Consider the following 19784-nt stretch of genomic DNA (forward strand, 5'->3'; position numbering starts at 1 on the left):
TTCATATAAACGAATAGCCGTTGAAATCCCGATAGCTGGGCTTCATCGTGTTTTTCGGCTTTTTCATCCATTTCTTTTCGCACAGGACATGCTTTGGATATTTGACTTTGTCCACCTTAATTCCCCTGCTGCGCAGACGCCTGATCATATCATCGATTTCTTTCATCAACCTTCACCCTTTCTCCACAAATTTTGACCACTCGGTCACCTTACTTTATAATATAAATAATATCAAACAAAAAAACAAGTTACAATCTAGTTAAAAATATAACGGAGCAGAAAAAGTGACCCGCCAGTCACCACGGTCCGCCGAAAGCCGCTTTCGGGTTCGATCTTTCAGGAAGGTGAAAGCAATGAAACAAAAAGAGAAAGTCATTATTGAAACAGCCATCAAACTTTTCGCAAAAAAAGGATACAGCTCTACTTCAGTTCAGGAGATTGCAAAAGAGTGCCAAATGTCAAAAGGCGCTTTCTACATTTATTTCAAATCAAAGGAAGCGCTCCTCCTTTCAGTCCTTCACTACTACTATGAAAGAATCTTTACCCGAATTCAGAAAATCAAAACGGAGCATGACCATCCGCGCGATGTGTACCGGATGCAGCTCGTCGTTTTTTTCGAAAACATTTTGGAGCACAAAGAGTTTATCACGATGCAGTTTAATGAGCGGTCAATGCCGATCAATGACGAAATTGAAGCGTTCGCGAAAAAAATGCGGAGAACCACGCTCAGGCTGCACATCGAAAACATCCAGAACATTTACGGCAAAGACATTGAACCGTACAGCGCCGAACTGTGCTTTATGATCAACGGAATGAGCGATGTCTATCTTGAGCTGATGATTTTGCTGCACCATTCGTTCGACCTGCAGTCTCTCGCCGACCACATGCTGAACCGCCTCGACGATTTGGCAAAGGGGATGATCAAGCGCAATGATCAGCCGCTGATTTCATTCGAAAAAGCAGACGAGTGGTTCGGCCCCTTTTACACATTTGATCCGCTGAAGGACGCCCTCCTCAATGAAATGCGGGTCAAAGCGAACAAGCAGTACAACGGCGCTCCTCCTGCCGATCTTGCCGAAAGCCTGGATATTCTGGAAAAAGAGCTTAGAAAAGAAAAGCGCAAAAACGCCATCATCAAAGGCATGATATCCAACTTGAAGGAATATGATGCGATTCGAAAAGAAACGGACAAACTCGCTGAATTGATCAAAAAAGACATGCACCATCCGCACGGATGATTCGCAAAACAAAACCGGCTGCAATACATGCAGCCGGTTTGTTGATTATGCTTTCGGTTTCACCATTTCTTCAGGTTTTACAACTTCGTCGAACTGCTCCTCTGTTAAAAGGTTCAGTTTGAGCGCCGCTTCTTTCAGCGTCAGCCCTTCTTTATGGGCCAGCTTCGCGATTTTCGCTGCATTTTCGTATCCGATATGCGGATTTAAAGCCGTAACCAGCATGAGAGAATTGGTCAGGTTCTTTTCAATTGTTTCCCGATTAGGCTCAATTCCCACGGCACACTTGTCATGGAATGAATTCATGCCGTCGGCAAGAAGCTGAACGGATTGCAGGAAGTTGTATATAATCACCGGTTTAAAGACGTTCAGCTCAAAGTTCCCCTGGCTCGCGGCAAAGCCGATCGTTGCGTCATTCCCCATGATTTGGGATGCGACCATTGTCAGCGCTTCGCTTTGCGTAGGGTTTACTTTTCCAGGCATGATCGAGCTTCCCGGCTCATTTTCCGGAATAATCAATTCGCCGATTCCGCAGCGCGGTCCGCTTGCAAGCCATCTGACATCATTGGCGATTTTCATGAGATCTGCTGCAAGCGCTTTAAGTGCGCCATGAACGTGTGTCAGTTCATCATGGCTTGTCAGCGCATGAAACTTATTAGGCGAGCTTTTGAATGTCTGTCCGGTCAAGGCGCTGATCTCTCCGGCAACAGTGCTTCCGAATTCAGGGTGAGCATTAATGCCTGTTCCCACGGCAGTTCCGCCGATGGCAAGATCGCGGATTTTGTCAGCCGATTCAAGGATCATCTCTTTAGAACGGTCCAGCATGTATACCCAGCCGCTGATTTCCTGTCCCAATGTCAGCGGTGTCGCGTCCTGCAAATGAGTGCGGCCGATTTTGACAATGTCTTTGAACGCTTCAGCTTTTTCATGCAGCGTGCCTCTCAAGCGGTCAATCGCCGGGATCAGTTTATCGTGAATCGCGAGGACAGCAGCCACGTGCATCGCTGTCGGGAATGTATCGTTAGAGCTTTGGCTGCGGTTGACATCATCATTCGGATGAATCTTCAAGCTTGAGCCTTTTTCCTGCAAATAAGCCGTTCCCCTGTTTGCCACGACTTCATTCATATTCATGTTGCTCTGTGTTCCGCTCCCGGTCTGCCAGACGACCAGCGGAAAATGGCTGTCATACTTTCCTTCTAAAATATCATCGCATACGGAAACAATCGCTTCCTTTTTTTCCGCTTCAAGATTGCCAAGCTTTTCATTGGCAATCGCGGCGCTTCTTTTCAGGATTGCAAACGCATACACAATTTCCTGCGGCATTTTCTCAGAACCGATTTTAAAGTTCTCCTTGCTTCTTTGGGTTTGAGCTCCCCAAAACTTATCGGCGGGAACCTTGACTTCACCCATCGTATCTTTTTCAATTCTGTAATCCACTTTCGAATCCCTTCCTTCTCTCAATCTGCAATAATCTATATTTCGATAAAAATCGATAAAACCCTTCCATTTAAATTTTATCTTTATTTTAATTTTAGCTCAATATAAACTCGGGAATCTTTTGCATATTTATATTTCGGGTTTGTCTTGCCGTATTCTTTCGATACATATGAAACCTCATAATGCTTAGAAAAAGATTGGATAATGCGTTCAATCTCTTCCGGTTTCCCCGTAAGCCTGATCTGCGCCAACTTTTCTCACTCCGTCTCTGTTCAATGAAAATTTCACCAAACACTACTGTAACACAGTATATTGTTTTTTTAACAGGAAAAGATAACCTATATCAAATTCCAGAAACACCAGGCAGGTGACGATCATGACTCAGTCGGAATTCAAGGAACACATCCATGAGAATCTCGCAATTCTTCTTCCCCATCTTGAGCACAACGATGATCTGATTCAAAACAAAAAAATGCTGAAAAACGGAATCATTTTTTACTTTTTGTACTTTAAAGATTTGAATGATGATAAGAAAATCCAAAAAGCGGCGAAATTGCTGGTCTCGGATGACAGCTCTTATTCACTGGAGGATGTCCGTCTCCGTTTAAATAAGCTGAATGCGGAACCCGTTACAAAAGAAAAAGACGCCATCAACGCGATCTTCAAAGGAAAGTGCCTGCTCTTGATCAATGGCATGAATGTTATTTTTGCGCTGCCGACATCTGAGAAAAAGAAAAGAAGTCTTGGAGTCGTAGATACGGAAAACGTCGTCAGAGGCCCGAAAATCGGCTTTATCGAGGATGTCGATACAAATGTGGCCCTGGTCAGGCAGCGTGTCCCGGATCAAGAACTGACCGTGGAAAAAATACCGATCGGCAAGAACAAGTTTAAAGACGCGACCATTATCTATATCCAGGGCAAAGCGGACGATTCGGTCATTAAAGATCTTAAAAAACGCCTCAAGAAGGTTCGGCTGGATGACATTCAGGATACCGGCGTTCTTGAAGAATTAATCGAGGATAATAAGTACTCGCCGTTCCCGCAGATTCAGAACACCGAAAGGCCTGACAAGGTTTCTTCAGCGCTGTTTAATGGACGGATCGCCATCTTTGTCGATTACTCGCCATTTGCTCTCATCGTTCCCGCTTCTTTCGGAATGGTGATGCAGTCCCCGGACGATTTTTACGAAAGATGGATCGCCGCGACCTTAATTAGATTTCTCCGGTTCAGCTCGATTTTCATCACCTTGTTCCTGTCGGCGTTTTATATTTCGCTTGTGTCTTTTCATCAAGGGATGCTGCCGACAGCACTCGCTGTTACGATTGCAAGCACGCGCGAAAATGTGCCGTTTCCGCCGCTCCTTGAAGCGATGATTATGGAAGTAACGATCGAACTCTTAAGGGAAGCAGGACTGCGGCTTCCCAATCCGCTCGGCCAGACAATCGGCCTCGTGGGAGGAGTCGTCATCGGCCAGGCGGCGGTCGAAGCCAATATCGTCAGCTCCGTGATGGTAATCATCGTCAGCATTATCGCCCTTGCGTCATTTACTGTGCCGCAGTACGGCATGGGTCTGTCGTTTCGCGTGCTGCGGTTTATTTCCATGATAGCTGCATCCGTGTTCGGACTTTACGGGATCATATTATGCATGCTCGTCATCTTCACTCATTTGGTCAGGCAAAGGAGCTTCGGCATCCCGTATTTTAACCCGAACCATTTTTTCAGCTTAAAACATACCGATGAAGCCATCATTCGTCTGCCAACAAAAGACCGGGAGGTGAACCCTGAAAATGGTTCCAAGAAATCAGCACGATCGGATTAGCACATATGAAGCCGCTTCGATCATTACGAGCACAATGCTCGGGGCAGGCCTGCTAACGCTGCCGAGGGCGCTGACGCAAAAGACGCTGTCGCCAGATGGATGGATCGTATTGATCGTAGAGGGGCTCGTCTTTTTTCTCATTATCTACATCAATGCCAAAATCGTTAAAAAGCACAACGTCCTGTCTTTTTTTGATTACACAAGAGAAGGCTGCGGCTTTATGATCGGGAATATTCTCAACCTTTTAATCGTTTTATACTTCATGGGCGTGGCCAGCTTTGAAGCAAGGGCAATGGCTGAAATGGCAAAGTTTTTCCTTCTTCAGTTCACACCAATGGGCGTGACAATTTTTGCTTTTATCGTTTGTGCAATTTATTTGGTCATCGGCGGTATCAGCGATATGTCCAAGCTATTTCCGTTCTTTCTGTCCATTACGATCGTCGTTCTTCTCATCGTTTACGGACTGAGTATGAATATGTTTCAGCTGAACCATTTGCGTCCGGTTCTCGGCCTTGGATTGGAGCCGGTCAGCAGAGCTTTGACGGTGGTTTCCATTTCATTTTTAGGGGTGGAGCTGATGATGTTTCTGCCGAAATACATTAAAAACAAAGAAAAGCTCTTTAAAGCATCCGCGATCGGATTTGGGATCCCGCTCTTCTTATATATTCTCACCTTCACGGTCGTTGTCGGGGCGCTGACAGCGACTGAGGTTATGACAATGACATGGCCGACGATCTCGTTATTTCAGTCTTTTGAGATAAGAGGGATTTTCATCGAAAGGTTCGAATCTTTTTTGCTCGTCATTTGGACGATCCAGTTTTTCACAACATTTGTCGTCTATACGTACTTTGCCGCCTCAGGACTTGAAAACGTATTCGGTTGGCCTGTGAAAAAAAACGTCCTCTTTGTCGGCGCCATTGTTTATCTGGCATCTCTTGTTCCGCGGGACGCCAACCAGGTCAGCGCCTTCAGCGATTACCTCGGGTATATCTTTATCGTTGTCTTCTGCGCGCTACCCCTTCTGATCTTTTTGCTCGTGTCCGTCAAAAGGAGGTTTACGTCTTCGTGAAAAAAAAGGGAATGTTAGCAGTCTTGTCCCTGCTTCTCCTTTTAACAGGCTGCTGGGACAGCAGGCAGATTGAAAAACTCAGCATCGCCATCGGCCTTGCCCTCGATAAAGGTGAAGATGATAAAAAGGTGAAATTGACGTATCAGTTTCTCGTTCCTAAAAAGATCGGACAAGACGGCAGCGCTCAGGATCCGACCAAAGTGGTGTCCACTTCTGGAAATACGGTTCATCAAACCATCCGTTCCACCGCTTTGAAAAATTTCCCGGTATTCTCGCAGCATCTGCAAGTCCTGATTTTCTCGGAGGATCTTGTATCCGATATTTCTCTGGAAGCGTTGATCAATCAGTTTATCCGGGACAACAGCATCAGAAGAAGCAGTGAGGTCTATATGACGCCCGGGGCGGCCGGCAGCATTTTGAAGATTGATGATGCCGGAGATCCCGCGTCTGACGTGATCCACAACATCTCTGAAAACAGAGCATCAACGATCAAGCTGCTCGATCCTGTTACATTGGGCGACATTTCAATCAAATTGCAGTCCGATTTGTCTTTTATCATGCCGAAGGTTGTCGTCGAAAAGGGGCAGCTGCAGCTTGAAGGAGGCGCCGTGATCAAAAACAACAAATATCATGCAAACCTTTCGCCTCCTCAGATCGAAGCGCTGAATTTATTAACGGGCCATGTAAACGGAGGGGTGATCGACTCAAAGCATGATGGCCATTTATTCTCGTATGAAGTGTTTTCGATGACACACCGCGTTCGGGCGATGAGGCAGAACGGAAAGTACAAATTTGTCATCAATGCCAATATTAAAGGAAGGCTGTCAGAAGACTGGTATCTTGGGGAGGATTCTTTTAATGATCAATACATTAAAAATATTGAGAAATCGGTTCAAAGAGACATCGAAAAGCGGGTTGAACGTCTGATCCATGTCCTGCAGCACGAAATCAAAACGGACGTCACCGATCTTTCCGACAATGCCCGAATCACTTTTCCGAAGGAATGGGAAAGAGACAGATCCAATTGGGATAAACACTTCAGCGAAGCCGATATCGACTTTCACATTAAAGCGACAATTCAGGACTTTGGGACAAAAGGTGCGACAAAAAGCAGCTAGCGGCCCGTTTTTCTGATAAAATGTGTGTGAAAGGGTGATGAGCTTGAAGCGGATATTGCACATGACAGGCATTTTTTTGATTGCAGCGGCCGTCATTTTGTCCGGATTCATTATCAGCGATGTCGCTTATGATCCGTTTATGGAGGATTCGCAGTCGATGCTTTTCTTTACGATCGGCACATACCTCACCACTCCGTTTTTTTGCTTCATCGGCGGATTCATTTTGCTAGGCATCGGCAAATTGATCGACTTGCAGGAGAAGCACAATGCCATAGTAACCGAGCGGCTCAACATCATTTACCAAAACGGCACAGCGGGCGAACATGCACGCGAGGAAAACGAGACCGCCCAACTTACCGCCCGCACGGTTGAAACAGATTCATTCACTCTTCCTGCAGATGAGGACCGAAAATATTGGAACGGCTGAAAAACGGCTTTCTTGAGAAAGCTGTTTTTTGTTTTGTCAGTCGACAAGTTTGTTTCGGTGGGCGTAGACTGCGGCTTGTGTCCGGTCGTCGACTTCAAGCTTGGAAAGGATGTTTGTCACATGCGTTTTAACTGTTTTAATGGTGATAAATAATTCTTCGGCAATATCTTTGTTCGTTTTGCCTTCTGCTACAAGCTTGAGAATTTCCAATTCTCTCGCTGTCAGCGATTGATGAAGGGGCTGTTCGCCGGCTGAATGTCTCAGCTTGGACAACACTTTTCCTGCGACTTTGGCTTCAAGCTTTGGTTCTCCAACGCTCGCAGCCCTGATCGCATCGGCGATTTCACTCGCTTTCGACGTTTTCAGCAAATAGCTGAGCGCTCCGGCTTCGATGACCGGATAGACCTTGTCATCATCAACGAAGCTCGTCAGAACGATAATTTTCGGATCGGCAAGCTGCCGGCAAATTTCTTTCGTGGCCTCAATTCCGTCCATCCCTTCCATCACAAGATCCATCAAAATCACGTCGGGTTTGGTTTCAAGCGCCAATTCAACGCCGCGCTTCCCGTCTGATGCTTCTCCAATCACTTCAATATCAGGCTGGGATTCCAGGAAAGCGGCCAGCCCCATTCTCACCATTTCATGATCATCAATTAACAATACTCGAATCACCTTTTAAGCCTCTCCTTTTTGTTGTTCAAAAATCGGAACCTTTACATCAACCTGTGTTCCTTTTCCCGTAAATGAAATGATTTCGGCCACTCCGCCGACTTCACTGGCCCTTTCCTTGATCGAGTTCAGCCCGTATGAAGATGTTTTGACGGCGTCCATCATAAATCCTTCACCGTTGTCAATGACTTTCAACTGGAGCTGCTTGTTCCTGAGCAGCAGTCTGACGGTGACTTTTGTCGCTTTTGAATGCCGGAACACGTTTGAGAGCGCTTCTTGAACGATCCTGAACAGGTGGTCTTCCACACCTTTCGGAAGTTTGCCTGCATCCTCGATCTCCCAATCGATGTCGACCGACTGTTTCGCTTTAAATTCTTTCAAAAGATCTGCAAGCCCTTCTTTTAAACCTTTCCCTTCAAGGGTAACAGGTCGTAAATGCAAAAGCAGCGCCCTCATTTCATTCTGGGCGTCGGCCGCCATTTTTTCGACCATTTTCAGCCTTTGAGCGAGCTTTTCGTCAGCGGCAGCATCGATCCCCTCCAATACCGCCGAAGTCATCATGGAAATCGCAAACAGCTGCTGGCTCACCGCATCATGCAATTCGCGCGCAAGACGCTGCCGCTCTTCAGAGATCACCGATTTTTTCATTTGATCCTGCCATTCCGCTCTCTCGTTGGACAGCTTTTGCAAAGAGGCGACCTGTCTTTCGATCCGTTTGGCCATCTCATTGAGCTGGTCGGCGGCCAGTCCGATCTCATCGTCTCCAAGCGACGGAATCCGGTAGGCAAAGTTGCCGTTTTCGTACTTTAGAATGGATTCGATCAGCTTTTCAAGCCGTTTTTTCAGCTGATTGCCGAACATATAACCTGAGCCGAATCCGACAGCTGCGCTGATCAATGCGAGAAGCGCGATAAACGGAATCCCGAACCACCTGGAAACGATAAGCACCCTCGGATCCAGCTGGTAATAAAACAGCATAAAGCCCAATACAGCAAGAAAAATCGTAAAGCTGACACCTAGGGATAAGCGGACGGCGCGCCATTGAATGTTTGCAAGCCTGTTCGTTCTCATATGAACCGCACATCCACATCGCCGATAAACAGCGAAATCGAAATTTTGACCCGTCGTGCCGACTGCTCGTAATTCTCTGTCTCGGTATAGATTTGATTGCCGATGCCGCTTTTTCGGCCGCCGATAACGTCAATGTCTCCAATGAACGCAGAGGAGCTGATGGACACTTCAAGGTCGGACGGGATGTAAATATCGACATCTCCGATCAACCCCGTGATGACGATGGTGTTTTCTCCCTCTGAAATAATCGCTTTTGACAAATCGATTTTCACGTCACCGATAAACCCGGAGATATTCAAGTCATTTAAGTCAAAAGGTGTTTTCATCAATTTTACATCACCGAAAAAAAAGCTGCGCTGTCCCGGGCTGTTCTTCTCCTGAAGCGGCTTGGAATCCGTCTTTTCCTTCTCCCTGCCTTTCGGCTTATGGCGATCAAATACCGGCTGATTTGTCACCAGCCGGTACCCCGCATAAATTAAGAAAGCGGCAAAGAAGAAGCCGAACAGGCTGAATGTAATGCTGAAGATGTTCTTCAGCAGCAGAAAGCCCGCAAAGATATACATGACAGACCCGAGCCAGCGGCGGGAATATTTATGGAGAAAATAACCGGCAAAAAGAAAAGCGAGCGGCCAGAATAACGCGTCTCCAAGCCCGCTGTTTTGCAAAAATATGCTGATTCCGAAGAGTACGATGATCAGTCCGATCAGCTGGTTTTTAGTAAGTCGCATGCTGACTCGAGCCCCCTTTCTTTTTGTTGATTACTCAATTGAGACATTCCCGCTCGTGATGGAGATGTCGATTTTATTTTTTCCATTTCCTTTTTTTCCAGTCAGTGTCCGCTTCTCATTGGCAACTTGATCAAATGAATAGGAATGACTGATGTTTCCGCTTGTCGACTCGGCTTTAAGACTGATGTCGGCATCATCGGGAAGTTTAAGCTTGGTGTTTCCGGATGTTTGTTTGATGCTCAGAGGATCATTGATCTCTGTAAAAGAAGCGCGCAAATTGCCTGAAGTCTGTTTGATGCTCAGTCTGCCGGTGACATTTTCAAGTTTTGTATGACCGGATGTGGAGCGGATGTCGCCTTCTGTGGTTTGAACGTTTTCCAGCCTGACCGACCCCGAAGTCCCTTTTACAGAAAGGTCTACCGCCTGAAGATCATCGGCCTTGAGGCTGCCGCTTCCCGACTTCAAGGCTACATTTCGCAAATGCAGACCGCCGCCGGACAGTTTGACATTTCCGCTTCCCGAAGAAATCGCCAGATCTTCTTTATATTCAGAAGGAATCTTGACAATCAGCTCTTTTTTACTCCAGAAAAACGGCCAAAAGCCCTTCGAATCAGCGGAAAGCCGGAGTGTACGCCCCTGTTCAGACGAATCAAGCCGGACGTTTTTTCCCGAAATCTCAGCTTTTATATCATCGCGGTTTTCAGCTTGGATGTTGACTGTTATGCTCTTTGCATCAATGTCAATTTTATCGATGTCTTTTCCCTGTGCATGATATGTGCGGGCTGACTCGTCATCGAAGCCGAAGAATGAAAAGCCTTCGCGCCCATTCAACATCATCCCGGCAAGGATAAGAATGCCGGCGATAATCAGCAGTTTTCCAACCGTTTTTTTCATTTGGATTACCCTTTCGGCTAGTAAGTGTATGCTCCTTATTATAAGGAAAATGATCTATGAAAGAAATCAAAAATTGCATAAGGGGCCTATGAGAGCCCCTATTCGTTTACGCATTTCCCGCAGGCGTCTGCTTTTCCAAGCCTGTCTTTTTAGCCCTCATTTTTTCCAGCTCTTCTTCTACCTCTTTTGCATATTCAAGGCGGCCGAATGGGCTGCTTGATGAAGCGGATAATTCAGCATAACTGTTCGCCTTTGTTTCCATCTCTTCAATGCGGTTTTCCATTCTCATAAATTCCCGGTAGGCGCTTTCGCTGTCGATTTTATTAAATGATGCATTCATATGTTCTTTCGCTTTTACCGCGTTTGCCCTGGCGATCAGCGCATGCTTGCGGTCTTTGACATCGCGCAGTTTAATTTCGAGTGTCTCAAGCTGTTCCTTTAATTCGGCAAGCTGCTTTTTCGCGTGCTGGTGAGCGTCCTTATATTCGGCAGCTTTTTCTTCAAAATACTTCATTTCTGAGAGCGCCTTTTTAGCAAGTTCTTCTTCACCCGCATCAAAAGCGAGCTGAGCCTGGTTTCTTCGCTTGACAGCAAGCTTTTCGGCTTCTTCCACTTTTCCTTTAAAACTATGTTCAATTGTCTGCTGCTTGACAATGGTATGCTTCGCCTTAGCGATATCACTTTCCATGTCGCGTACGTATTGATTCAGCATCACCCGGGGGTTCTCAAGTTTATCCAATCCTTCATTTACTGATGCGACAAACATGTCTCTGATTCTTTTTAAAGCCATGATCTCGTCCTCCTAAAATATTATTTATTCTTTTTCAAAAAGTCTTCCCACTCTGCATCAAAGCCTGTGTCATATGAAGCTGCAGAAGGCTCCGTTTTCTCTGAATAAAGGATGTCATTCTGTTTGTCATCCTGCTTCATCATTTTCCATCCGAAATAAACCATCGCTGCAGCAACCGCGATGCCGATCAGAAACGGCAATGACCCTCCCAAAAACATGATGCCGAAGATCGCGGCCAGTACCGCGGCAAACTGGCGCCCTTCCTTCCATTTTTTCACGGAATAGAATAGAAGCAATGCTCCAATAGCACCTGTAACCAATCCGCCGAAATGGCCTCCGCCGAAAAACAGGGAGACGCCAAAAAGGATTAGAAAAAAGCCGATGATGGACTTTCCATTTATATTCATATTTGCTCCTCCTTTCTCGTTCATGTCTTTACTATAGTCAATTTCAGGCTTCGACAAAACGAGTCACAGATTGATTTTGCTGTACGACCCTAGTCGTACGGCACATCGGACCCGCTCGCATAAAAAGACCGCTCATCTCAGCCAGAGAGCGGTCTTTCTGCACGTTGCCTTGCTATGATTCAACTTTAGGATTCCAGCCGTCCAATACGTTTTCAATTGTCCATTTCTCAGCCTCATGATCGGCAAGCTGCCTTCGATCCTCATGTGATATTGCACCAGGACCCGTATTCTCGTATTCATACAATCTGGCATCGGCTGCCGAAAAGCCCGACATATCCGTCCATCCTTCAGGCTTGATGTGTGCGCCTAAATCGCAGCGGTGATATAGTACACTGGCGATGGCGTCGGGGTCTCCTCCCGGATGCCAAGGGCGCCCGAGGTATACCGTTCCATCTGCGGCATCGCTTGTCAGTCTGCAGTTTGTCATCAATAAACCGAACGGCTTTGCGATATGCGTGCTCGCAGCTGTTACATAACCGTTATTGGTAGCGGACCCGCGGTCAGCGCTATGGATCTGGCACTCTTCAAACACGGCTCTTGCTCCTCCGAAAATGAAATCGACATCGCCTTCTATATAGCATTGATAAAAATATTGTGTACCGTCATTGACAAACAGTGTATCTTGTCTGCCTATAAACCTGACATGTTTGAACGTCATCCTGTTTCCTTTCGCATAAACCGCCACCGCTTGTGTATCGGTCGTATCGACTTTCGTGCGGTCGAATGAGTTTTCAAACGTCAGATTTTCAGCTTCAACATGATCCGCATAAATAAACACGCTTGAACTTCCGGTCGTGCCGTATTTCCCTCCTCCTTCCTTTTCTTTTCCGGCATAGTTGTCATACGTAATCACAGTCTCGTAACGATCTTCGCCGATCAGCTTCACAAACGGCTTTGTAGCCGGAATATGAACGACTTCTTTGTAAACTCCTTTTTTAATGAATATCACTTTCTGTTCCCGACTGTACTCAGGCAAAGCATCGATCGCCTCTTGAACGGTTTGAAATTCGCCGTCTCCATCCTTCGAAACCGTCAGCCTTATAGCAGCTGCCTCCCGATTAACCACTTGAACACTCCCCCTCCTTGAAAACGCTTACTTAAAGATTTACGACAAAAAGCCGTTTTCCCCTGCCGGAAAACGGCTTGATTTGATCAATCGGCCCATTTCTGTTCGATAACGATTGGCGGATTTCTCATTCATGAGTTTTTCTTTGTCCGGAATACATCAGCGCTTCGTTCATATTCGACATCCACTTCCCCGAGCCGGTGATTGACAATGCGCGCCGCCGCAAATAAATAATCGGACAGCCGGTTGACGTATGGCAGCGCAAGCGGCGGAATGTCTTCTTCTTTGGCCAAAGCGACAATCTTTCGTTCAGCTCTTCTGATGACCGTTCTCGCCGCATGCAAAAATGATGCCGCTTCTGTTCCGCCCGGAAGAATAAACTTGGTCAGCCGCGGCGCTTCCTCGACATAGGCATCAATTCGTTCTTCAAGCATGGTGATTGATTCAGTCTTGAGCTTGCCTTCTTCCTGAACATTGACATACGCCAAATCAGTGCCGCAGTCGAACAGCTCATGCTGGATGGCGGTCAACTCTGACAGAACATCTTGAAACAACGCTTCTTCTGCTTTTAAATAAGACTGAGCCAGCCCGATGAAACTGTTTGCTTCATCCAATGTGCCGTACGCTTCCACTCTAAGATGATCTTTATCCGCCTTTCCGCCAATTAAACTCGTTTTTCCCTTATCGCCTGTTTTTGTGTATAGTTTCATTTCATTCTCCCTTCTTTATTACTTGTTTCTATAGTATACCCTGTTTCTAACGACTGCAGGAATTGTTCCATTATGAAACAAAAAAACGAATAGCAATCATCAAAATAAAGTTTTGTTGAATAAAGAAACACTCAATTTTATAATAGACATGAAAACGGTTTTATTCAAAGACAGGTGGGATGAGGATGGAATTGAATCAGCAAACGGCGATTATTACCGGTGCAAGCCGCGGCATCGGCAAAGCTGTTGCAGAGACGCTTGCGGATAAAGGGGCAAATGTCGTCATCAACGGGACAAACGAAGAATTGCTCAAGTCCCTGTGCACACAATTGAATACTGAGAGAAAGCGCGCTTCTTATGTTGCAGGTGATGCCAGTTTGCCAGAAACAGCCTCGCTTCTCATAGCTGAAGCAAAACAGCAGTTTGGGCGGATCGATATTTTGGTCAACAATGCGGGCATTAATTTGCGGAAAACGACCATTGATACATCGCTTGAAGAGTGGAAAAGAGTGATAGATTTAAATTTAACCGGCACCTTTCTCATGTGTCAGGCTGTCATCCCGGAGATGATCATGCAGGGCGGCGGAAAAATTGTAAACATGAGCTCAACGACGAGCAAAACACCGCATCACAATGCCTCTCCTGCTTACGGTGCATCGAAAGCAGGCATCAACTATTTAACGATGCATTTGGCAAAGGAGCTCGCTGCACACCGCATTTATGTCAACGCCGTCTGCCCGGGACCGATTGAAACGGATATGAGCAAGCAGTGGAGCGAGGAGTATCGCGCAGCTGTCATTGAGCGGATTCCGCTGAAAATGATCGGCTCACCCGAGCATGTCGCAAACGTTGTCGCCTTCCTAGCCTCTGATCAATCTGATTTTATAACGGGCGAAACCATTAATATTAACGGCGGCACCTACATGAACTAAAAAGAAGAGCCTCCTTAACTGGAAGGCTCTTCTTTTATATATATGCCGCTCAAGCGGACCGGACGGACAGCACGATCGCCTGTCTCACTGCTTCTTCTAAACTCGCAGGATCAGCTTTGCCGGTTCCCTCATTATCCAAAGGCTGTTCCATGGTCAACACTCGTACGGATCATCGGCAGGCCGACTGTAATGCTCACACCGGCCTTAAGGCCAAGCGGACCGTGTCCTGGATCGTCATACATCGCCACCACTATATCAAAGTCGCCTCTCACTGCTCTGAAGAAAAGCGTGCCAGCGGGCAGCGGACCGAATGCCTGCGGTCAACGCCAGGAACAATTTTCTCTTCTCCTTCTCCATGTCCAAACAAACCATTCTCACCGCCATGGGGGGTCATGCCGCATACGGAGATTTTCGGCTGCGGAATGCCTGCGCGAATGAGCGTGTCATACGCCAATTGAATTGTCGTGTACACCCGTTTCACATCACGAGGGAGTCCCTTCAAACGATTGGAACAGCCTCTCGAACTTAAATCATAAATGATATACCCTTCATTCCATCAAGTGCCGCGCGCTCAAACGGCTTTATTCTTGACCGGCAAAGGCCCATGTTTGCGGAACACGTACATATTTAATCGCCTGACGGTAGTACGTAAAGGCAATATGCAGATCACCGTCTTTCCCCTGCTTGATCGACGGATAGGAAAATTCGCGGTTGAGCTTGTCTTTTGAGTTGTTCGTCATCGCATAACCATCGCCGACTTCGATGTTTCTTTTGACAGGCCATGTGATGCCGCCGTCCTGTGAAAGGGCCAATGTCATCGGCGCCCTCGGAGCTCCCCAGAAGGCAGGCCGCGCTTCTGTGTCAACACCTGTTTTTGTATCATCATCCTCCTCAATTTCATCGTATAAAGATGCTCTTCTTTCGGTCGTTTCATTCGCATTCATATGATTGTATACGAGAGCAAGCGTCCCATCTTGAAGCGCTGTAAATTGAATGGAGGAGTTGTTGTTCGGCAGCTCCGTCGGCTCAGGCTCTGACCAGGTGCGGCCGTTATCAATAGAGCGGCTCAAATAAATCGAGTCTGCAAAACGGCTTCTAAACAGCGCAAGCAATGTGCCGTCGCGCAGTTTTTCAATATTCATATGAACACAGCCCGTACTGCCCGGCACCTTCACTTCCTCCCACGTCTTGCCTTTATCAGACGAAATTTTCACCGCGCTGATGTCACGGTTTCCAGTCCATTTCACGCCCGGCAAGGTGATGCAGTAAAAGACAGGCAGCAGCCAATCGCCGTTATCCAGAACAATGAGCGGCTGGCGGATAAAAGTCCCGGCTTCGGCAAACAATGTGTCAATCTTACTCCATGTCCGGCCTCTATCGTCTGAAGTCCGGTATCTGACAATCGCTGTATCCTGATTGCCGGAAAGCTGTGCCGTATACATAAGCCAAAGCCGGCCGTCAGGCTCTTGAAAAAGCACAGGATTTTGTTCGGAGCGGGAAGGATCATCTGACAGCTTTTCTGCCTGTGTCCACTCATCGCTTCCTCTTTCAAGCCTTGACATGTAAATCGATATATCAGGGATGCCTTCCTGCGTTCCCCCAAACCAGACGCACAACAGATCACCATTATCCAGCTCCAGCAGGTTGGCTGCATGGTTTTGCGGGCAGTCTGTCGGCAAAAACGCATCCTTTCTGGCCGGGTCAGTTTTATTTTCTCTGATGCGCCCATCTATCGGCAGGGAAGTTTCACTTTGTTTCATCACAATTCCTCCTCCACATTTGACTCTTTTTTCGCAGGCGAGCTGATCAGACGGTCTAATACGAGCACAATAAACGGGACAATGATGGCGATGTACATGTTATCGATGCCAAACGGATTGTCCAGCAAATACCATACCGTCGTCGTAATACCTGAAAGCGTCAGACCAATTGTTGCTCCGCGGTTTGAATTGAAATATGGCAAATAAAAGCCCATCGCCGCCACAACGGCAATTGATGTCCGAAGCGCCCTCGTAAAGAAAGAAAGCGTTAACAATTCAGGCGCCAGCGCAACGCCGAGCAGCGGAATAAAACCGATGATAATCGAAACATATCTCGTGATTTTCATGCGCTGTTCCGGTGTCGGGTTTGCTTTCGGCACATAAAAATCATCAATGATCAGCGTCGTTGTCGCCAGCGCAACCGTCGAAACGCCGACGAAAATAGACGCCACAAGGGATGTCGCCACAACCGCGCTCAGCACAGGATTCATGTGCTGCATAAACACCGGGAATGCGTAAATTGGATCAATATCCGGGTACAAATACCGTGCAGCAACGCCGATGACTCCAATGGCAATCGCAAGCGGCAGACAAAGCAGCGCTGCATACAGCGTCGACTTCTTTGCATCTTTCTCACTTTTCGATGATGTAATAGCCTGTATAATAAACTGAGTCGCGAAAATCGCCCCCATGTTGCCGATAAACCAGGCGCCGATTGTCCCCCATCCGATGCTGCCGTCCCAAGTGAAGAAATGCTCCGGCAACTGCTGCGTCATCGGCTCCCAGCCTTTTGTCAAATAGAGGGCAACCCCTAAAGTGATCAGAACCCCAGCATATTTAACAAGAGAATGCAAAATCGTCACCCAGGCAACGCCCTTCATTCCGCCAAACGTAAAATAAAAGGTGCTGACAATCGCTGTAATGATCGCACACGTCATCAGCGGCAAACCTAAAATAGACGAAATTGCCGCCGATCCGCTTAAATAGTTTCCAAGATTCACAAGTAAAAGGGCTACAATCATAATGATAGAAACGACTAGCTTGGTCGAACGGCCAAACTTTTCACTAATAATGCCGGAGATCGTATATTGGCCTGTTTTATAAAATTTCCCGGCTAAGAAGTAGGAAAAAATAAAAAATGCAATCGAGACCGTTACAATCGACCATGAAGCCGCCAAACCATGTGTATAAGCTGATTCAGCGGTCCCAATTGTCGATTTGGTGCCGATGAATTCACTCATCAGCAGAATGCCGACAACAATCGCCGGCAGCGTTTTGGCAGCATTGTTGAATTCCGAACTTGATTTACTGCGAAACCGCATCGTCAGCCACGTCGTAAAAAGAATGTAAACCACAATCACTGCCAAAATAAACGTTATGATCGAACCGCTTAAGACATCCACCCAAACTCCCCCTTTGTTTGTGAGCCATTTACAGGCTCATGGTGAAAACCATGTACAGATCCCGGCACCTACATATCCAGCAATTTCAAATAGACGGCTTCAATCTCCGCAATGGACATCGGCTTTGGATTGTTATCCATGAGCCGTTTGACGTCGGCTGCCGCCTCTGCAAGCGATGGAACATCCTCTTTTGATACCCCGAATGTCTTTAAATTTTGCGGAATGTTCAAATCAGCGGTCCACTCTTCAATTTTCCGTATGACCCGCTCTGCTTGACTTGCCTTCGAACCCTTTGGTTCAATTCCAATCACGCCAGCCACATCCGAAAGACGGTCAATCACATGATCCGCATTGAAGGCCGTTACATGCGGAAGCAGCATTGAATTGGCCACCCCGTGCGAAATTTTGTATTTTCCCCCGAGCGGGTAAGCCATCGCATGAACCGCCGCTGTTCCTGCGCTTGTCAAGGCCATTCCGCCATACATGGCGCCAATGAGCATTTTTTCTCTCGCTTCCAGATTATCTCCATGATGGTAGGCCTCCTGAATACTGGAGGAAATCAGTCTCATAGATTCAAGCGCAAACATGTCGCTGAATGGGTTTGCTTTGTTGGAAATATAGGATTCGAGTGCGTGTGTAAATGCATCCATTCCAGTTGCAGCTGTGATCGCTTTTGGAAGACCGGTCGTCAAAACCGGATCTAAAATCACAACCGACGGCAGCAGATAGGGACTGACCATACCAATCTTTAATTCTTTCTCCGGGAACGTCACAATCGCATTCGGCGTCACCTCTGACCCTGTTCCGGATGTTGTCGGAATCAGCACAAGCGGAACGCCGGGCTTTTCAACAAGATTCGTGCCAATCAAAGCAGAAATCGGTTTTTCATTTGTTTTCAGAACAGAGAGGATTTTAGCCGCATCTAGCACACTGCCTCCGCCAATTCCTAGAATCGCGTCATGGCCTCCTTCAGAAAAAAGCTGAAAAACCTCTTCGATATTTTGTTCCGTCGGCTCCGGCTGTATATCGGTGTTAATTTCACTTGAGATGCCTTTTTCGGCCAGCACCTCTTTCATTTGGTCTGCATAGCCGAGAGAAACGATCGACGGCTGAGTTAAAATAAACACCGAACGAATCTGATTCAAGCCGGTCTGATCTAAGTGATCGCCAAGCAAATTGAGTGAATGTGCACCAGCCTCAATTCGGGCGGCCGTTTGAAAATGATAAAGCGTCTTCATAACCTCACTGCTCCTTTGCCATTTTTACTTCAATTCCGTAGCCTTCGAGCATCTTTTTTACTTTTAGCAGCGGCTCTCCCGACAGCTCTGCAATCGGACTTTTAGGCGGCCCGACGGCAATGCCGGCAAGCTCTGCTGCTTTTTTTAGCGGTGCCGGCAGTGAACCGAGTGAAAACGTATCACGAATTGGTTGCAGCTGCTGTTGATAGCGCTCGCTCTCTTCAATGTTTCCTTGTTTAAAAGATTCATAGATTGAAACAACGGTTTGCGGAAGCACATTGGCTGTGGCAGCTACAGCACCTGTTCCACCCGCCTTCAATGTGTCTAAAATCAATGAATCAGTTCCTGCCAGGACGGAAAAGGACTGTTCTTTTGTACGCTCAAGATACGCCTTAATATTGGCGAAGCTGCCGCTGCTGTCCTTAATGCCGATAATGTTCGGCAATGCCGCAAGCCTTTCAACCGTTTCGGGCTCCAGTGATACGCCTGTTCTCGACGGAATGTTGTAGAGCAGGACGGGAAGCGTGACATTTTCAGAAACCGTGCGGAAGTGCTGATACAATTCCTCCTGCGAAGGTGCGACAAAGTATGGCGTAATAATCGAAAGAACATCCGCTCCGATATCCGCCATTTGATTGGATAAGGAAATGGTCGCCTCAGTACTGTTTTCTCCTGCCCCGATGAAAACAGGCACTCGTTTATTAACCGCTTTTACAACTGTTTCAGCAATTTGAAGCTTTTCCTCTTGCGAGAATAAATGAAATTCGCCATTTGTCCCTAAAGCAAAAATGCCATGGACGCCTGAATCAATAAGATCATTCACCAGCTTTTCGGCTGCGCCCGCATGAAAAGCCTGTTCTTTTGTAAGCGGTGTCAGTATGGCAGGGATAATCCCCTCTACTTTCAAGTGATCTCGCCTCCTTTGTTGCATTTTTAAACATTTAATTAGTA

Annotated in this window: 21 protein-coding genes and 1 pseudogene; 6 read left to right on the forward strand and 16 right to left on the reverse strand. The window is 46.9% G+C overall.

Annotation, left to right across the window (positions count from 1 at the left end; translation table 11 throughout):
* Position 1: 1 nt before the first annotated feature.
* Positions 2 to 166 (reverse strand): anti-adapter protein SpxO, encoded by a 165-nt coding sequence (gene spxO / locus CP943_RS22515; protein WP_023856228.1) that lies wholly within the window; start codon positions 164 to 166, stop codon positions 2 to 4.
* A gap of 187 nt (positions 167 to 353) precedes the next feature.
* On the opposite strand from spxO, the gene CP943_RS18235 reads away from it, so the two are divergent.
* The gene (locus CP943_RS18235; protein ID WP_023856229.1) at positions 354 to 1238 is read left to right on the forward strand and encodes a TetR/AcrR family transcriptional regulator; all 885 of its coding nucleotides are present in this window, start codon (positions 354 to 356) and stop codon (positions 1236 to 1238) included.
* Positions 1239 to 1283: 45 nt separating this feature from the next.
* Here CP943_RS18235 and fumC read toward each other — a convergent pair whose 3' ends face one another.
* Positions 1284 to 2672, reverse strand: coding sequence for a class II fumarate hydratase (gene fumC, locus CP943_RS18240; protein ID WP_095292311.1), 1389 nt, complete (start codon positions 2670 to 2672; stop codon positions 1284 to 1286).
* 83 nt (positions 2673 to 2755) lie between these two features.
* Positions 2756 to 2923 carry a YvzF family protein gene (locus tag CP943_RS18245; RefSeq protein WP_020452898.1) on the reverse strand — a complete coding sequence of 56 codons (168 nt, stop codon included), beginning with the start codon at positions 2921 to 2923 and terminating at the stop codon, positions 2756 to 2758.
* Positions 2924 to 3048: 125 nt separating this feature from the next.
* Here CP943_RS18245 and CP943_RS18250 point away from each other — a divergent pair, with 125 nt between their 5' ends.
* Genes CP943_RS18250 through CP943_RS18265 form a run of 4 tightly spaced genes read left to right on the forward strand, consistent with a single transcriptional unit; the run spans position 3049 to position 7105 of the window.
* Positions 3049 to 4491, forward strand: coding sequence for a spore germination protein (locus CP943_RS18250; RefSeq protein ID WP_095292308.1), 1443 nt, complete (start codon positions 3049 to 3051; stop codon positions 4489 to 4491).
* On the forward strand, positions 4460 to 5560 hold the full coding sequence (locus CP943_RS18255) for an endospore germination permease (RefSeq protein ID WP_026580091.1): 1101 nt from the start codon (positions 4460 to 4462) through the stop codon (positions 5558 to 5560). The genes CP943_RS18250 and CP943_RS18255 overlap by 32 nt, the downstream gene beginning before the upstream one ends.
* A complete protein-coding gene (locus tag CP943_RS18260) occupies positions 5557 to 6678 on the forward strand; it encodes a Ger(x)C family spore germination protein (RefSeq protein ID WP_026580092.1) in 1122 nt (373 codons plus the stop codon). Before CP943_RS18255 ends, CP943_RS18260 begins: the two co-directional genes overlap by 4 nt.
* Before the next feature lie 43 nt (positions 6679 to 6721).
* Positions 6722 to 7105 carry a hypothetical protein gene (locus CP943_RS18265; RefSeq protein WP_103750115.1) on the forward strand — a complete coding sequence of 128 codons (384 nt, stop codon included), beginning with the start codon at positions 6722 to 6724 and terminating at the stop codon, positions 7103 to 7105.
* A gap of 36 nt (positions 7106 to 7141) precedes the next feature.
* On the opposite strand, the gene CP943_RS18270 is transcribed toward CP943_RS18265, so the two are convergent.
* From CP943_RS18270 to CP943_RS18305, 8 genes are all read right to left on the reverse strand, one after another.
* The gene (locus CP943_RS18270) at positions 7142 to 7777 is read right to left on the reverse strand and encodes a two-component system response regulator LiaR (RefSeq protein ID WP_023856231.1); all 636 of its coding nucleotides are present in this window, start codon (positions 7775 to 7777) and stop codon (positions 7142 to 7144) included.
* A 3-nt stretch (positions 7778 to 7780) separates the two neighbouring features.
* Positions 7781 to 8845, reverse strand: a complete 1065-nt coding sequence (liaS, locus tag CP943_RS18275; RefSeq protein ID WP_023856232.1) for a two-component system sensor histidine kinase LiaS — start codon at positions 8843 to 8845, stop codon at positions 7781 to 7783.
* The gene (gene liaF / locus CP943_RS18280; RefSeq protein ID WP_026580095.1) at positions 8842 to 9573 is read right to left on the reverse strand and encodes a cell wall-active antibiotics response protein LiaF; all 732 of its coding nucleotides are present in this window, start codon (positions 9571 to 9573) and stop codon (positions 8842 to 8844) included. Before liaF ends, liaS begins: the two co-directional genes overlap by 4 nt.
* A gap of 30 nt (positions 9574 to 9603) precedes the next feature.
* On the reverse strand, positions 9604 to 10467 hold the full coding sequence (gene liaG, locus CP943_RS18285; RefSeq protein ID WP_101561490.1) for a LiaG family protein: 864 nt from the start codon (positions 10465 to 10467) through the stop codon (positions 9604 to 9606).
* A 106-nt stretch (positions 10468 to 10573) separates the two neighbouring features.
* On the reverse strand, positions 10574 to 11257 hold the full coding sequence (liaH, locus tag CP943_RS18290; RefSeq protein WP_023856235.1) for a stress responsive protein LiaH: 684 nt from the start codon (positions 11255 to 11257) through the stop codon (positions 10574 to 10576).
* Between the two features lie 20 nt (positions 11258 to 11277).
* Positions 11278 to 11664 carry a protein liaI gene (locus tag CP943_RS18295; RefSeq protein ID WP_023856236.1) on the reverse strand — a complete coding sequence of 129 codons (387 nt, stop codon included), beginning with the start codon at positions 11662 to 11664 and terminating at the stop codon, positions 11278 to 11280.
* 172 nt (positions 11665 to 11836) lie between these two features.
* On the reverse strand, positions 11837 to 12790 hold the full coding sequence (locus tag CP943_RS18300) for a pectinesterase family protein (protein ID WP_103750116.1): 954 nt from the start codon (positions 12788 to 12790) through the stop codon (positions 11837 to 11839).
* 131 nt (positions 12791 to 12921) lie between these two features.
* Complete coding sequence (locus CP943_RS18305) at positions 12922 to 13500, reverse strand: cob(I)yrinic acid a,c-diamide adenosyltransferase (RefSeq protein WP_101561488.1); 579 nt, start codon at positions 13498 to 13500, stop codon at positions 12922 to 12924.
* 185 nt (positions 13501 to 13685) lie between these two features.
* Between CP943_RS18305 and CP943_RS18310 the strand changes: the two genes are divergently transcribed.
* Positions 13686 to 14432, forward strand: coding sequence for an SDR family NAD(P)-dependent oxidoreductase (locus CP943_RS18310; RefSeq protein WP_105981213.1), 747 nt, complete (start codon positions 13686 to 13688; stop codon positions 14430 to 14432).
* 49 nt (positions 14433 to 14481) lie between these two features.
* Here CP943_RS18310 and CP943_RS18315 read toward each other — a convergent pair.
* The 5 genes and pseudogenes from CP943_RS18315 to dapA all read right to left on the reverse strand — a co-directional run.
* A pseudogene (locus tag CP943_RS18315) lies at positions 14482 to 14910 on the reverse strand (4-hydroxythreonine-4-phosphate dehydrogenase PdxA); the annotation flags it as partial.
* A 103-nt stretch (positions 14911 to 15013) separates the two neighbouring features.
* Complete coding sequence (locus CP943_RS18320) at positions 15014 to 16192, reverse strand: sialidase family protein (RefSeq protein ID WP_105981214.1); 1179 nt, start codon at positions 16190 to 16192, stop codon at positions 15014 to 15016.
* On the reverse strand, positions 16192 to 17595 hold the full coding sequence (locus tag CP943_RS18325; RefSeq protein WP_025809865.1) for a sodium:solute symporter family protein: 1404 nt from the start codon (positions 17593 to 17595) through the stop codon (positions 16192 to 16194). The genes CP943_RS18320 and CP943_RS18325 overlap by 1 nt, the downstream gene beginning before the upstream one ends.
* Before the next feature lie 68 nt (positions 17596 to 17663).
* Positions 17664 to 18833, reverse strand: coding sequence for an iron-containing alcohol dehydrogenase (locus CP943_RS18330; protein WP_023856244.1), 1170 nt, complete (start codon positions 18831 to 18833; stop codon positions 17664 to 17666).
* A 4-nt stretch (positions 18834 to 18837) separates the two neighbouring features.
* Positions 18838 to 19740 (reverse strand): 4-hydroxy-tetrahydrodipicolinate synthase, encoded by a 903-nt coding sequence (dapA, locus tag CP943_RS18335; protein ID WP_101561485.1) that lies wholly within the window; start codon positions 19738 to 19740, stop codon positions 18838 to 18840.
* Between the last annotated feature and the right edge of the window lie 44 nt (positions 19741 to 19784).

The organism is Bacillus paralicheniformis (genome assembly GCF_002993925.1).
GTDB classification, from domain to species: domain Bacteria; phylum Bacillota; class Bacilli; order Bacillales; family Bacillaceae; genus Bacillus; species Bacillus paralicheniformis.

Excerpts from the sequence above, each read along its gene's own strand:
- spxO (WP_023856228.1), bottom strand. The coding sequence starts at position 166 with ATGAAAGAAATCGATGATATGATCAGGCGTCTGCGCAGCAGGGGAATT.
- CP943_RS18235 (WP_023856229.1), top strand. The coding sequence starts at position 354 with ATGAAACAAAAAGAGAAAGTCATTATTGAAACAGCCATCAAACTTTTC.
- CP943_RS18250 (WP_095292308.1), top strand. The coding sequence starts at position 3,049 with ATGACTCAGTCGGAATTCAAGGAACACATCCATGAGAATCTCGCAATT.
- CP943_RS18255 (WP_026580091.1), top strand. The coding sequence starts at position 4,460 with ATGGTTCCAAGAAATCAGCACGATCGGATTAGCACATATGAAGCCGCT.
- liaS (WP_023856232.1), bottom strand. The coding sequence starts at position 8,845 with ATGAGAACGAACAGGCTTGCAAACATTCAATGGCGCGCCGTCCGCTTA.
- liaF (WP_026580095.1), bottom strand. The coding sequence starts at position 9,573 with ATGCGACTTACTAAAAACCAGCTGATCGGACTGATCATCGTACTCTTC.
- liaG (WP_101561490.1), bottom strand. The coding sequence starts at position 10,467 with ATGAAAAAAACGGTTGGAAAACTGCTGATTATCGCCGGCATTCTTATC.
- liaH (WP_023856235.1), bottom strand. The coding sequence starts at position 11,257 with ATGGCTTTAAAAAGAATCAGAGACATGTTTGTCGCATCAGTAAATGAA.
- CP943_RS18295 (WP_023856236.1), bottom strand. The coding sequence starts at position 11,664 with ATGAATATAAATGGAAAGTCCATCATCGGCTTTTTTCTAATCCTTTTT.
- CP943_RS18305 (WP_101561488.1), bottom strand. The coding sequence starts at position 13,500 with ATGAAACTATACACAAAAACAGGCGATAAGGGAAAAACGAGTTTAATT.
- CP943_RS18310 (WP_105981213.1), top strand. The coding sequence starts at position 13,686 with ATGGAATTGAATCAGCAAACGGCGATTATTACCGGTGCAAGCCGCGGC.
- CP943_RS18320 (WP_105981214.1), bottom strand. The coding sequence starts at position 16,192 with ATGAAACAAAGTGAAACTTCCCTGCCGATAGATGGGCGCATCAGAGAA.
- CP943_RS18330 (WP_023856244.1), bottom strand. The coding sequence starts at position 18,833 with ATGAAGACGCTTTATCATTTTCAAACGGCCGCCCGAATTGAGGCTGGT.